8 protein-coding genes are annotated in these 15,089 nt (G+C 32.9%); 3 read left to right on the forward strand and 5 right to left on the reverse strand.

The genetic code is table 11. From position 1 onward, the window contains the following. Positions 1-121 precede the first annotated feature (121 nt). From FNW38_RS16400 to FNW38_RS16420, 5 genes are all read right to left on the reverse strand, one after another. Positions 122-1,741 carry an ABC-F family ATP-binding cassette domain-containing protein gene (locus tag FNW38_RS16400; protein WP_143388808.1) on the reverse strand — a complete coding sequence of 540 codons (1,620 nt, stop codon included), beginning with the start codon at positions 1,739-1,741 and terminating at the stop codon, positions 122-124. A gap of 275 nt (positions 1,742-2,016) precedes the next feature. Then, complete coding sequence (locus FNW38_RS16405; protein ID WP_143388809.1) at positions 2,017-4,044, reverse strand: beta-N-acetylhexosaminidase; 2,028 nt, start codon at positions 4,042-4,044, stop codon at positions 2,017-2,019. 19 nt (positions 4,045-4,063) lie between these two features. Beyond that, complete coding sequence (nagB, locus tag FNW38_RS16410; protein WP_143388810.1) at positions 4,064-6,001, reverse strand: glucosamine-6-phosphate deaminase; 1,938 nt, start codon at positions 5,999-6,001, stop codon at positions 4,064-4,066. A gap of 444 nt (positions 6,002-6,445) precedes the next feature. Continuing rightward, positions 6,446-8,026 carry a RagB/SusD family nutrient uptake outer membrane protein gene (locus tag FNW38_RS16415; protein WP_143388811.1) on the reverse strand — a complete coding sequence of 527 codons (1,581 nt, stop codon included), beginning with the start codon at positions 8,024-8,026 and terminating at the stop codon, positions 6,446-6,448. A gap of 10 nt (positions 8,027-8,036) precedes the next feature. Further along, complete coding sequence (locus FNW38_RS16420) at positions 8,037-11,066, reverse strand: SusC/RagA family TonB-linked outer membrane protein (protein WP_143388812.1); 3,030 nt, start codon at positions 11,064-11,066, stop codon at positions 8,037-8,039. Between the two features lie 294 nt (positions 11,067-11,360). On the opposite strand from FNW38_RS16420, the gene FNW38_RS16425 reads away from it, so the two are divergent. From FNW38_RS16425 to FNW38_RS16435, 3 genes are all read left to right on the forward strand, one after another. Next, positions 11,361-12,395: a sensor histidine kinase gene (locus FNW38_RS16425; RefSeq protein ID WP_394344778.1), complete on the forward strand. Its 1,035-nt coding sequence runs from the start codon at positions 11,361-11,363 to the stop codon at positions 12,393-12,395. Then, positions 12,385-13,086 (forward strand): LytR/AlgR family response regulator transcription factor, encoded by a 702-nt coding sequence (locus FNW38_RS16430; RefSeq protein ID WP_143388814.1) that lies wholly within the window; start codon positions 12,385-12,387, stop codon positions 13,084-13,086. The genes FNW38_RS16425 and FNW38_RS16430 overlap by 11 nt, the downstream gene beginning before the upstream one ends. A gap of 186 nt (positions 13,087-13,272) precedes the next feature. Next, the gene (locus FNW38_RS16435; protein ID WP_143388815.1) at positions 13,273-14,934 is read left to right on the forward strand and encodes an MFS transporter; all 1,662 of its coding nucleotides are present in this window, start codon (positions 13,273-13,275) and stop codon (positions 14,932-14,934) included. The last annotated feature ends 155 nt before the right edge of the window (positions 14,935-15,089 follow it).

Genomic DNA, 15,089 nt, shown 5'->3' on the forward strand with positions numbered 1-15,089 from the left:
AATCCTGTTACAAGCGTTTTTTTATTGTCTAAAAAAGAACGCTAATCAAAATAAACGAGGTTTTTCAGTACCCTCCGCAATTGCGGGAGATTTTTCTTTAATCTTTTGGACGTTATTGCTTTTATACTGTATACATCTTAGCTCTCAATTCCTTTACTTTTTCATCGTCAAGGTAATCATCGAATGTCATGTAACGGTCAATCGCTCCATTTGGTGTCAATTCAATCACTCTATTGGCAACCGTTTGAGAGAATTCATGATCATGAGTAGTAAAAATTACAGAACCTTTGAAGTTTTTCAACGAATTATTAAAAGCCGTAATGGACTCTAAATCCAAATGATTCGTTGGTTCATCAAGCATCAAGACATTAGCCCTTTCCATCATCATTCGAGACAACATACAACGTACTTTTTCTCCTCCAGACAATACTCTACACGTTTTCAACGCTTCTTCTCCAGAGAAAATCATTTTACCAAGGAAACTACGAATGTTTACTTCATCACGCTCTTCTTCCGTTTTTACCCATTGACGCAACCAATCTACAAGAGAATAATCGCTCTCAAAAAACGAATGATTTTCTACTGGCAAATACGCTTGGTTTGTAGTAACACCCCAATCGTAAGTTCCTGAATCTGCTTTTTGGTTTCCATTTAAAATTTCATAGAAAGCAGTTGTTGCACGAGAATCTTTTGAAAAAAGAACAATTTTATCGCCTTTCGCCATATTCAAATCTACGCCTTTAAACAAAACATCACCATCAATTGAAGCACTTAGATTTTGTACGTTCAAAATTTGATCTCCTGCTTCACGCTCTTGGTCAAAAATAATCGCAGGATAACGACGACTTGAAGGTTTTATCTCAGAAATATTCAACTTGCTAATCATTTTTTTACGAGAAGTAGCTTGTTTTGATTTGGCCACATTCGCACTAAAACGACGAATAAATTCTTCTAATTCCTGTTTCTTTTCCTCAGCTTTTTTGTTTTGCTGAGCGCGCTGTTTTGCTGCTAATTGGCTTGATTCATACCAAAAAGTATAATTTCCTGAATAATGATTTATTTTACTGAAATCAATATCCGAAATATGTGTACAAACTGAATCTAAAAAGTGTCTGTCGTGTGAAACTACAATTACTGTATTTTCATAGTTGGCCAAGAAATTTTCTAACCAAGCGATGGTTTCAAAATCCAAATCATTGGTAGGCTCATCCATAATAAGTAAATCTGGATTTCCAAAAAGCGCTTGCGCCAAAAGGACCCGAACTTTTATTTTCCCCTCAAGATCGCCCATCAACGTATAATGGTGTTCTTCAGTAATTCCAAGGTTTGATAGCATCGATGCAGCATCAGAATCAGCATTCCATCCATTCATTTCTTCAAATTGCACTTGCAATTCGCCTATTCTATCTGCATTTTTATCGTTATAATCTAAATACAAGGCATCCATTTCTTTTTTGATGGCATACAAGGTTTTATTCCCCATCATCACGGTCTCAAGAACGGTACTCTCATCAAACATATTGTGGTTTTGGTTTAAAACCGACATACGTTTTCCTGGTTCCAAATGAATATGTCCCGATGTAGGATCCATTTCACCGGCAATTATTTTAAGAAAAGTAGATTTCCCAGCGCCATTGGCTCCGATAACTCCGTATATATTACCGTGTGTGAAGGTAGTATTTACTTCATCAAACAAAATTCGTTTGCCAAACTGAACTGATAAATTATTAACTGTTAACATGAATATTTTTTTATAAAATTTTTGCAAAAATACGAAAAAAATACTGATTTTTTTTATTCCAAAAAAACACATTTTTATGAATTGTATTTTACTTAACATTAAAAGGATAATCAAAAAAAATCCTGACAAAATATTGTCAGGATTATAATATTAATCTTCTTTAAAACAAACCATTTACCAAATTAAAAAGAAACTAATATTTAGTTACAAAAACTAAAATAGAATTAATCAAACTTGATTTTTTCAATACCTATTTTAGTATTGATTTTCAATATTTACAACAACTTTTTTAAACTATTGTAAACGGCTAATTCTACATCAGCATTTTTTTTAGAATTACATTGTTCTAATAAATCATTCAATATAATTGGGTTTGCCGTTTGTTTTTTCTCAATTACGAGTAAAAGCTGCTGGGATAAATCACTTAAACTTTTTGATAATGGCAAAAGCGGTTGCACCAACGGGGCATTAGAACTTAAACCAATTAAATCACTATTCATAGTAATCCATTTTTTGAAAAAATTGGTTACCAAAATTTGATTTTCTTGACTTTTATTTTCTAAATAATTGTTTACGGCAGTATCAAAATCAAAAACATCTAAAGCATCGGCAGTACACGCATCCGCAAATAAGGTCAACGGTGAATGCATTCGATATTTTTTTCCTCCACCATTACGAGTGTAAATTTTTAGTGGTTCACAAACATTCGAAAAATCATTCAGTGCAGCTGTTTTTTGATTGTTACTAATATTTCTCAAAATCACTTCCTTGTTTCTCAAATGCGTAATTCCAAGTTCTTCTAGTCTAAAAGAAATCATTTTTAATCTTTTGTGTAAACTATTCAAGTCAGTAACATCTTCATTAGACCACAATCTTTCGGCTATGGCTGCAGTTCGTGGCCAAATTCTTGAATCTATGTTTAAAGGCGTTACGAGCTCGCTCCACATTGCTGCTTCTCCTCCCAATATTCTGGTTTTTTCTTCCGGAGTTAGAATACTGTTTTTTGGTATCGGATCATTCAAATAATGTTTCTCTACACCAAGCATTAAATCAATATAATAGCCATTGGATAAAACTGTTTTAAACCCACTTTTTGCCGCTTTTATTAATGATCCACCAGAAGAAAGACCTTCATTCGTTCCTCTCCAAGCGTGAATTATAGCATCTTTAGACATGTTTTCAGTCATTATTTCTTCCCAGCCCATCAATCTTTTGTTGTGTTTTTTCAACATTGGAATCAACTGCATGTTAAAATACGTTTGCAAATCATGATTGTTAGCCAAATTATATTTCTTCTTAAATTCCTGTATTTTAGGATTCGCATTCCACTCTTTACCATTATTTTCATCCCCACCAATATGAAAATAAGCACCTGGAAATAAAGGACAAACGGCATCAAAAATTTCGCTTAACAATTGATAGGTTTTTGGATTTGAAGGATCCAATGTTGCATTAAAAATTCCTGAATTTCTTTGCACTTCATAGGTAACTTTTCCATCACTTACTTTACTTCCTACTTCAGGATATGCGGTAAGGAAAGCCGAAGCATGACCCGGCACATCTATTTCCGGAATAACTAAAATCCCTCTTTCATCGGCATATTTTACAATATTTCTAATTTCTTCCTGAGTATAATAGCTCCCATCTGAAGCCAATTCAGTCAATTTCGGATGTTTTTTCATTTCAATTCTCCATCCTTGATCGTCAGCTAAATGCCAATGAAAAACATTCATTTTCATCGAAGCCATAGCATCGAGATTTCTTTTGATAACATCCACTGGCTGAAAATGTCTTGCCCCATCAATCATCAATCCTCTCCATGTAAATCTTGGTGAATCCGTAATCTCAACCGTAGGAAAATAATAGGAGGTACTGTTATTTTGCAGTAATTGTAATAATGTCTCCAAACCATGCAACGCACCTAAATCAGATGTGGCATTGATTGTTATTTTATTGGACGTTATCGTAAGTTTATAACTTTCATCTTCATTTATTTCTATTTTTCCGTTGCGAACACAATTAATTTGCAATTCTGCTTCTGGACTTTCGTTGACTTTTGTCAAAAAACTTTGTTCCAAAAACAATCCTGTTCTGCCGTCCAATCTTCGTAAAAAGTTGGTTGCTCCTATAAAAATTCGTGGATTTGGGTTACCGGTAATATTTACTTTAAATTTTTTGCTCAAAGCAAAAGTACCAGTGGTCAAATTTATATTTTGAGGCCACGGCATAAGATTTAACTGTTCTTTTTGTATTTGAGCATTCGACACAAAAGCAAAAAATAATAGAATTCGGATGTATTTCATGTTTTTTTTAATGTTGATTTTAATAGTCGAAACGCTTAAAAGCCTCAATAGCTTCGTATTCAGCAAGACCTAAATTATCATACAATTTTGCTGTATTCTTGTTACGGTCTTCTGCCCTTACCCAAAATTCTCTGGAGTCGTTTCCTTGAAACATCACTCTGTCTTTTTGAGATTGATGGTACAAAATAGCATGTCTTTTTAACAAAACCTCATCCGGACTTAAAGGAACAGCCATATCAATTTCGTGAATATCCCATTCATGCCAAGCACCACGATACAACCACAACCAACAATCATCCATATATTTCTCTGGCTTCAATTGTTTCATTGCTGCAAAAATTGCATTAAGACAAACTTCATGGGTGCCATGTGGATCAGCCAGATCTCCAGCAGCAAAAACTTGATGGGGTTTTATGTTGGCGATAATAGCTGCAACTAAAGCTACATCCTCCTCTCCTATTGGTTTTTTCTTTACTTGTCCAGTTTCATAAAAAGGCATGTCTAAAAAATGAATGTTTTCATCTTTCAATCCGATATATCTGGTCGCTGCATAAGATTCTCGTCGTCTAATAAGACCTTTTAATTTTCGGACTTCAATCGAATCAATTTCATTCTCGGTTTTATTATTTAGAAAATCGATAACCGCTTTAAAATTAATTTTAGTTTTATCGGTCCCTACAAAATCATTGCAAACTTCGGCAAATTTTAAAGCTTCATCATCTGTAACGGCAATATTTCCTGAAGTTTGATACACTACATGAACATCATGCCCTTGTTTTATTAATTTTGAAAAAGTTCCTCCCATAGAAATCACATCGTCATCCGGATGAGGACTAAAAAGTATCACTCTCTTTTTTGCTGGATTAGCTCGTTCCGGTCTATAAGTATCATCAGTATTAGGCTTCCCTCCTGGCCATCCAGTTATAGTATGTTGCAACACATTGAACATGTTTATATTCAAGTCGTAAGCAGAACCTTCCAAAGCCAAAAGATCAGACATTCCATTATTATTATAATCTCTATCTGTCAGTTTTAAAATGGATTGGTCAGTTTTCTGGCATAGCCAAACAATAGCTTTGCTTTTTAATTCCTGAGTCCAAATGCATTCTCCAACCAGCCATGGTGTTTTGAAACGGGTTAATTCTGAAGCTGCCGATTGGTCTAAAACGAAAGTGGTATTGGTATGATTTTGCAAAAATGTAGCCGGAACCTCAGAGCTGATATCACCTTGAATGGTCCTTTTTATAATATCGGCTTTATTTTGGCCCCAAGCCATTAATACAATTCTTTTAGATCTGAGAATAGTTGAAACTCCCATGGTAATTGCTCTTTTAGGAACATTGTCAATACCATTAAAATCTGAAGATGCATCTACTCTTGTAATGTGATCTAAAGTGATGATTCGAGTTCCTGAATTGATATGAGAACCCGGCTCATTAAAACCAACGTGACCCGTGCGGCCAATTCCTAGTAATTGAAAATCTAGTCCACCTGCATTTTTAATATTCATTTCATAATCAATACAATATTGATTCAGCTCTTCAATCGCTACTGTACCGTCCGGAATATGTATATTCTCCGGTTTGATATCAATATGATTAAAAAGATGCTGATGCATGAAATAATGATAGCTCTGATTGTTCTCTTTAGTCATTGGATAATATTCATCCAGATTAAAAGTGATTACATTACTAAAACTAAGTCCTTCTTCTTTATGCATTCGCACTAATTCTTCATAGACCTTTATAGGTGAAGAACCTGTTGCTAAACCAAGAACACAAGATTTGTTTTTCTCTTGTTTGGATTTAATTAATTGTGCAATTTCTTGAGCTACAATTATAGAAGCTTCTGTTGAGTTTTTGAAAATTTCATTATGAATTTTTTCAAATCTTGTTTCTTCAAATTTACCGGCACTTTTATAGCTAATGTCAGGTTTAATTTCTAAAGCACTTTTCATTTTTATTTTATTTATTCGATTTACTTACTTCGTTGATATTAATTATATTACAAATATAAACTGTTGATTTATTCTTCTTACAAATAACTTATTAAAATTATTCCCTTGTATCTAAAATATAATTTAAACGAAAAGAATAGACTCCCCTGGATATTTTTCTAATTAACACTTGTTTGAATCCTATTGTCTTTGACTTAATCTCGGTATAAAGCTAACTAAAACGTTTTTTCTAAAAAAATAAAATATACCAACAGTCAAAAAATTTAAACAAACGACATGATTTATTCAATAATGCGTTTTAAAAAAAGGGACTTATTTTTATAATGTCAATTGTAAATTCTTTAAATAAAAGATCCTTTTTAAAAAAGACTTTTGATATAAAAAATGGCGTAAATAATAGGAATTACTTACACCATTTCTATTTTCAATCTATAATTATCTTTTTTAGAAGTTAGGTCCGGTAGTATCCCACCAAAGTCTTGTTCCTCCATTATCAGCTCCACCAAGTTTAGTTAATCCTGTGGCCACACCTCCCGGATTTCCATCTTTCTCAGATTGAACGAAGTTTACCCTTCTTACACCTAAATTAGAATCGATTTTTCCTCCGCTTGTATTTTTAAGAACAGGCAATAATTTTGGATACCCAGTTCTTCTGTATTCTGACCAAGCCTCTTGCCCTTCTGGGAAACCTGCAATCCATTTTTGAGTAATGATTTTTTGTAACTTCACTTCATTTGTGGCAGTAGCATCCCATGCAACAGTCACATTATTTAATGCTGCACCATTATTCGCAGGAAAATTAGGATCTACATATGCTTTTGCTGTTTTCACATTGTCAGCAATGTAAGACGTAGCACCTGAAACACCATGTTGATCGAAAGAAGCTGTTATACCCATTTCATACAAACTTTGAGCTGTTCCACCCATATTCCAACCTCTTAAAGCTCCTTCAGCTCTTAACAAATAAACTTCTGAAGTAGTCATTAAAGCAATTTCCTTTGAATTTACAATTGGTCCAATAGCTGAAAAATCAACATGATCTGCTTTGGCAGCAATTTCTATTCCTGTACGAACTCCTTTATATTGCCCTGGAAATTGTGCTGATGTATTAAAAAATACTGGTAACCTAGGATCAGTATAACCACCCATTATTGATTCCATATCTGCCGACATACGAATGTCTCCCCAAGCTGCACTAATTGTAGCAATTGGATTATTGAACGTAGGTGATACTACTTTGAATAAATCATCATTTGAAGTCATCACCCCAAATTTTTGAGCAATTGCTTTTTCAGCTTCTGTTTTTGCCAAAGCCGGATTCTTTTTAACAATACGCATGGCTAATCTCAAACGCAATGAATTGGCAAATTTTACCCATTTTTTATAATCCCCTTTATAAGAAGAAAGATCCGTAGTTACAAAAGTTGAAGCCTCACCAGCATCTACTCTTTTTGTTAATTCAGCAACCGCAACATCTAATTCTTTGAACATTTGATTGTAAACTTCATCTTGAGAATCATAAGCAATTACCGGATCAGTAGTTCCAAATTTTGAATATACAATAGGACCATAAGTATCCGTTACCCTATGCATTCCTTCTACTTTCAAAATCAAAGACAGCGCATAAAACTGATCGTATTTTCCTTTTGCTTTTTGTTCTACATTGTAAGCATTAAACATTACATCTCCATAAGCAGCTCCCCAAGCAAAACCATTCCAGCCATCTACCAGATCATAAGTAGTGTTGTTTGTTCCTCCTCTAAAAGCAGTTCCCGTAGCCATATAACCTGACCAAATATCTCCCTGCAATCCTTGTTGGACTTGGTATTTCCATTCTGGAGTAAGGACTAATATATTGTTGAACATTGGTCCAAATGAACCTTTAATATGATTAAAATCTTGTTCTAACAATTCTGGGGTAATACCGTTTGGATTGGTATTTATTTCTTCGAAATTATCTGTACAACTTACTGCAGCGAGCAAGGAAATACAAATAGCTGTTCTTTTTATAGTATTTAATTTCATGATTTTTTGATTAGAAAGTTACGTTTAAATTAAGACCGATACTTCTTGTAGATGGCATTCCGTAAACATCAATACCTTGCAAACCTTCACCTGTGCTTAATGAAATATTAGGATCAAATGGAGCATCTTTGTAAATAAAACCTAAATTTCTGGCGATTAATGACAAGCTGGCTGTTTGTAAGAAAGGCAATCTTTTAGTATTAAAAGTGTACCCAATTGAAACTTCTCTTACACTTACATTAGTAGCATCATATACATATTCTCCTGTTGCACCTGCTCTACCGCCTGTTTGTTTGTAATAGCTTTCCGCCGGATATTTCCCTGCATAAGCAGAACCGTCAGGATAAACTGCGTTGATAACAACACCCCCAGCATTTCTAGCATCTCCTGTAGCTTTTGACACTCCAAATTCGTCATTTACTGCTTCCGTTAAACTCATTACATTACCACCAAATCTTCCATCAATAAGTACATTTGCAAAGAAAGAGCCCAATTTAAATGAGTTAGAAAACCCTACCATAAAGTCCGGATTAGAATTTCCTACTTCTTCAAAATCTGTTTTTTGAATTGTTCCGTCAGCATTTAACAGTACTCTACCTTGAGCATCTCTTTTGATATTTACGCCTTCAATAACACCATACGGTTTACCTTGTTCTAAAATATATCGATAATTATTCACTCCAGCTTCAGTCAAAATTACTTTTCCTCCTAATTCAGTTGGAATTTCCTTAACTGTATTTTTATTTTGAGAATAATTTACCGTTGCGTCCCAAGAGAATTTATCCGTTTTGATGATTTTTCCGGTAACAACCGCTTCAAAACCTACGTTTTTAATACTACCTGCATTAATACCGTAGTATTTTACACCAAGAGGATTCGTTAGTGGAGCAAGAATTTGTAAATATTGATGTTTCGTTTCTGAATTATAATAAGATAATTCGAATCCAAGTCTGTTATCAAACATTCTCCATTCTGTACCAATTTCAACTTCTGATTTTAATTCTGGTCGTAATGAGGTTCCAGGTTTTGGAGCTGCAATAGCAGGTTTATTACCTTCTGCAGTAAAACCATTAGTTGGAGAGGTAACAAAAGGGAAAATATCATTACCTACTTGAGCATAAGTAGCTCTTACCTTTCCGTAATTAATAAAATCCGGCAAAGTTGTCATTTCGCTGATAATAGCAGTTACACCCACAGATGGATAAAAGAAACCTGAATTATCCGTATTTACTAATGTGGAAGACCAATCGTTTCTTGCTGCAAGATCTAAAAACAACATGTCTTTGTATCCCAAAGTAGTCGCTGCAAAAACAGATTGTACTTCCTTAGAAGAATCTAATGTTTGTAGATTTCCTGCATTGTTCACAAAATTACCTAATGTAAACCAGTTTGCGATTTGCAAACCTCCACCAATACCAGAATCTAAAGTTGTTCTTTGATTTCCAATTGTATTCGTAATACTTGTTCCTATGTTAGCATTAAAACTAAAATCTTCGTTGAATTTAGTATTAATTGTAGCAATCAAATCACCATAACGTTGTGTACTTAAAGTATTCACATTTATGTATCTTCCGTTTGTGTGAGATAAAGTACCTTGTGTAGTGGCATATATTTTTTTATCAAAACCACTTTCCACACGATTGTAACTGTATCTTGAAGCAATACTTAGCCAGTTATTTACTTTGTAATCTAAAGCAATCGATCCGTTAAAAAATTGATTGGTATCTTCTGACTTATTTCTATTGATTCCCCAATATGGATTTTGTAAAATATCTCTATCTGTCATCCAGTTTTGAGCCATAAGATTTCTAGCAGGATCAAAAACTTCAAAATTTTCTTTATATGCGTTAAAATCATTTCCTCTTGGCATTAAATAAACGCCAGTTAAAGGATTGAAATAAAGTCCATTTACCGGTCTGTTATTAACCGTTTGGGTAGTATAATTTGCATTTGCGGCCACACTCAATTTATCTTCGAAAAATTTTGCTGTTTGACGAATACCAAAATTATTTTTCTTTAAACCACTTCCTGGTATAATTCCAGATCCACTAGTGTTAGCATAAGATAAAGTAGTAGATGATATTGCCGAAGCTGAAGAAAAAGCTAATGAAGTAATTTGTGTATTTCCAGTATTAAAGAAATCTTTCACATGGTCATTAGAAGCTCCTTTTGCTCCCCAAGTTTCTTCCCCACCTGCTACAGCAACATATTCATTTTGAAATTTTGGTAAATATGCCGCCGATTCAAAAGTAGTCACTGATGAAGCTTTAAGATTTGATTTTCCTTCTTTTGCTTTTTTAGAAGAAAGTAAAATTACACCATTAGCACCTTGACTTCCGTACAACACAGATGCGGCAGCTCCTTTAAGAACTGTCATACCTTCATAATCATCTGGATTAATAAGAGAAACCACATCACCACCATCACGATTACCACCAGCTGTACTACCAAACGAATCGTTAGGTTGTCCTGAAGTTCCATTAAACAAAGGAATACCATCAATTACATAAAGCGGTTGGTTATTACTCACAGAGGAATTTCCTCTAATGACCACTTTTGTAGAACCGCCCGTACCGCCTGCACTTTTTGTAACGGCTACACCAGCAATCTTTCCGGCAATTGTATTAATGATATTTGCGTCTTTAACACGGGTTAATTCTTCTCCTTTTAATTCTTGAGCGGAATAAGTTAATGATTTTCTCGTTTTCTTGATACCAAGAGAAGTAACCACAACTTCGGTAAGAGTAGTTAAAGAAGCTTCTTTCAATTGTGCTTTAATAGTACTATCATCACCCACTACAACTTTTTGAGTCTCTGAGCCTAGATAAGAAATTATCAAGGTTTCTCCTTTTTGTACTTCAATAGAAAAATTACCATCGAAATCGGTAATGGTTCCTTTTGATTCTCCTTGTACTGTAATAGATGCCCCAGGCAATGGTGAACCGACAACATCGGTCACTGAACCCTTGACAGTTTTTACTTGAGCAAGCGTAACTTGCGAAGTAAAAATGATCATAAAGATTAAGATAATTTGTTTCATTTTTAAAGGTTTTTGTTAGTTATGGCGTAAATTTATCTTTAAGGGTATTCTAAAAAAAATAATTTATACCAACTGTCCTTTATTTTAAACCAACGACATAATTCCGTCAACAATACGTTTTTCAAGTACGCCTTTTATGTGTTTTTTTTACCTGTTTTCAACTTTTTGATATTTTTATTTAAAAAAAGATGTTTTTTATTGTCAAATTGATTAAAGTTGTAAAAAAATTAAGAAAATATTATTTACCATATAAACCATTAATTATTAACTATAAAAGTGAGTAAAATAAAAGAAATGAAATTCGATATTAAACTTCAAAATCATTTTTGGTTTTGGGGATTGTTTTTTTTGATGAACTTTCTTCGTTGGGGAGCTTATTTTAATGATTATGGATATTCCTTAAAATCCAATATTTTAGAATTTTCACTTCACATTCCATTAGTATATTTTAATTTATACTTTCTCATACCTCGCTATGTATTAACTTCAAAATATTATAAGTACAGTTTAGCTTTATTATTGAGTTTAATGGTTGTTTATTTATTGAAAACTGGATTAACCTATTACATCATTTCCGAAGACATTTGGCCAGAAGCCAACAGAGAATACAAACCCTTTGAATTGAATCATATCGTAGCAGTATGCATTGGTGAAATTTATGTACTTGCTATAGCATCTACTGTTTATTTAACTTTAATCTGGCTTAATGAAAGGGAACGAAATAGGGCTATAAAAGAGAATCAATCTAAAATTGAATTGAAATATTTGAAAAATCAAATCCAGCCTCATTTCTTCTTCAATACTTTAAATAATTTATATGCTTTATCACTAGAATCCTCTGATAAAGTTCCTGATGTGATTATAAAACTTTCAAAGTTGATGGAATATGTCTTATACGATATTGAAGGGACTAAATTTGTTCCTTTGATAAATGAAATTAATTACATTCAAAATTATATCGAAATCGAGAAACTTCGCTTTGAAAACGTAGAAGTATCCATAAATATAGATTCTAATATTGACGAGATTAAAGTTCCTCCTTTACTTTTTATATCTCTTGTAGAAAATGCTTTTAAACATGGTGGCATAAATAATGACAACCTTAAAATAAAGATTAATTGTAAAGTCATTAATGGAACTACCTTGAGTTTTGAAATTCTGAATAATTTTGTACTTTCACAGCATACAAAAACAAAAAAAGGTATCGGTCTAATAAACACTAAGAAAAGATTGAAATTAATTTTCAAAAACAAGTACACTTTAGAACAAAAAATAAAGTTTAATTATTATATTACTCGTTTGCAAATACCAATTCATAATGAAGATTAAATGTGTTTTGATTGATGACGAACCATTAGCGATAAAAGTTCTACAGAATTATTTTAATAATTTTGCCGATTTTGAAATTATTGGCACGTTTAACAATGCATTAGAAGCGCTCGAGTTTATCAATAACAATACTGTTGATGCCGTATTTTTGGATATAAATATGCCAATGATGACTGGTTTTGAATTGATCCGATTAATAGAGTATAAAACTAAAATTGTAATCACTACCGCCTTTAGAGAATTTGCTGCCGAAAGTTATGATTTAGACGTTTTAGACTATTTAGTAAAGCCTATTCCGTTACCCAGATTTATAAAATGTATCAATAAGATTTCAACCGAAATCAATTTAAAGAATAATATTAAAGTTGAAATGCATCGAATAGAACCACATATTTTTATCAAGGTTGATAAAAAAATGGTAAAAATAACAATCGATGAAATTCTGTTTATCGAAGGAATGAAAGAATATATAAAGGTTGTGACTATTGATAAAACCTACATTACACACAAATCATTAACCTCTTTATCTGAAGAATTACCTCTTGACCGATTTGTAAGAATTCATAAATCATACACCATTGCAATTGATAAAGTAAAATTTATTGAGGGGAATAGGATACAAATACTATCTTACACCTTACCAATAGGACGAAATTACAGTAAAGATGTAAAAAGTAAAATTTTAGAATAAATTTTCACAAAAAATACCCTAATTGACATTCAAAAATGCAACAAAAATGCACTTTGTTGAATAAATAATGCTGTTTGTATAAAAATTATCATTTTTATACTGAAATATTTTTTTTTAGTTTCCTTAAGAAATATATTTACAGCCTTGCAGCTAAAAATAATTAATTTAAAAAACCAAAAAAAAATTATGAATTCAGAACAAACGAAGTCGAATAATTCGGCTCTTTACACATTAATTACAGTATTCTTCTTTTGGGGATTTATTGGAGCATCTAATGGTGTTTTTATCCCTTTTTGTAAAGCCAAGTTTGGCTTAGACCAATTTCAAAGTCAGCTTATAGATTTTGCTTTTTATGGAGCTTATTACATAGGTGCTATACTTCTTTTCATTTTTAGCAGCATTGCAAAAAAAGACATTCTTAACGGTTGGGGATTCAAAAAAGGAATCATTTATGGATTATTGATTAGTACATTTGGAGCAGCTTTAATGATATTGGCAGTAACGCAAGGAAGTTATTTATTTATTCTTGGTGCTTTATTCATAGTTGCTTTGGGTTTTTCTCTACAACAAACTTCTGCTCAACCTTTCGCTGCATCATTAGGTGAGCCTCATAGTGCATCAAGCAGATTAAATCTTGCTGGAGGTGTTAATTCATTGGGAACCACAATAGGACCAATAGTTGTTTCTTTTGCTTTATTTGGTGTAATCTCTGGTGTAAGTATCGAAGAATTTGCTCAAAAAGAAGATTCATTAGATTCAATGAGGATTCTATATGTATTTGTTGGCGGTCTATTTTTATTAGCGGCTGCTTTATTTCATTTTTCTAAAAAATTACCTTCTGGAAAAAGTGACTCTACTTTTGAAACAGCAAATAAAGCAATGAAAACATTAATTGCAATTACTGTAATTTTAGTTGCCATTTTTGCCTATATCTTTTCTCGTTATGAGGATCCTGAATTTATTTCTCGTTTTATAGAAAATAAAGAAAAAGATTATTTAGGATTAGCATTAACCATTTCTACCCTAGTAGTTGTAGTGATTGGATTATTGTTCGCTAACACTACAGCTCAGAAAAATCCTGAAGGTTGGGGAGCAATGAAATATCCTCAATTAGTGTTGGGTATGTTGGCTCTATTTTCTTATGTTGGAGTAGAAGTAACAATTGGAAGTAATCTTGGAGAATTATTAAAAACTACTGCTTTTGGCTCAATTGAGGGTCCCGGTTTAGCTCCTTACATGTCTATGTATTGGGGAAGTTTAATGATTGGACGTTGGGCAGGAGCAATTTCTGTTTTCAATCCGTCATCACAACTTAAGAAGATTTTACTTATCGTTATACCTTACCTTGCATTTGGTGTAGTTTTAGCTGCAAATGCTATTTCAGGACAAGACATAACACCATTATATGCATACGCATTCGTAATTTTATTCCAAATTGCAGGTTTCTTTTTAGGTAAAGATCAACCGTCAAGAACACTAATGATTTTTGGTTTAATGGGAATGGCAGCCATGCTTATTGGTTTATTCACAACTGGAACCATAGCTATTTTTGCTTTTATGAGTGGTGGATTGTTTCTAAGTATTATGTGGCCATGTATTTTCTCTCTAGGAATTGCTGGTTTAGGAAAATATACTTCACAAGGATCAGCATTTTTAGTAATGATGATTTTGGGTGGTGGAATTATCCCGCCATTACAAGGAAAACTAGCTGATATCATCGGAATTCACGCCTCTTATTTTATTCCTGTATTGTGTTTTGCATTCATCGCATTCTATGGTTGGAAAGTAATTGGAATACTTGAAAAACAAGGAATCGGACACGAAATAGAAGTTGGTGGAGGACACTAATTTTAATAAAATATAATCCCAAACCAAAAAACCAAACCAACCAATAAAAAATCCCCTCTGCCGCGGCAGAGGGTACTAAAAAAGTCCTTTAAGGAATAAATACAATAATTTAAGGAGTAGAAATCTTAGTTTTTCTGCTCCTTTTTTCGTATATT

The organism is Flavobacterium gawalongense (genome assembly GCF_007097265.1).
Classification (GTDB): Bacteria; Bacteroidota; Bacteroidia; order Flavobacteriales; family Flavobacteriaceae; genus Flavobacterium; species Flavobacterium gawalongense.

What these genes read in the sequence shown, in the direction of transcription:
- FNW38_RS16400 (WP_143388808.1), bottom strand. Translation starts at nt 1,741, where the DNA reads ATGTTAACAGTTAATAATTTATCAGTTCAGTTTGGCAAACGAATTTTG.
- FNW38_RS16405 (WP_143388809.1), bottom strand. Translation starts at nt 4,044, where the DNA reads ATGAAATACATCCGAATTCTATTATTTTTTGCTTTTGTGTCGAATGCT.
- nagB (WP_143388810.1), bottom strand. Translation starts at nt 6,001, where the DNA reads ATGAAAAGTGCTTTAGAAATTAAACCTGACATTAGCTATAAAAGTGCC.
- FNW38_RS16415 (WP_143388811.1), bottom strand. Translation starts at nt 8,026, where the DNA reads ATGAAATTAAATACTATAAAAAGAACAGCTATTTGTATTTCCTTGCTC.
- FNW38_RS16420 (WP_143388812.1), bottom strand. Translation starts at nt 11,066, where the DNA reads ATGAAACAAATTATCTTAATCTTTATGATCATTTTTACTTCGCAAGTT.
- FNW38_RS16425 (WP_394344778.1), top strand. Translation starts at nt 11,361, where the DNA reads ATGAAATTCGATATTAAACTTCAAAATCATTTTTGGTTTTGGGGATTG.
- FNW38_RS16430 (WP_143388814.1), top strand. Translation starts at nt 12,385, where the DNA reads ATGAAGATTAAATGTGTTTTGATTGATGACGAACCATTAGCGATAAAA.
- FNW38_RS16435 (WP_143388815.1), top strand. Translation starts at nt 13,273, where the DNA reads ATGAATTCAGAACAAACGAAGTCGAATAATTCGGCTCTTTACACATTA.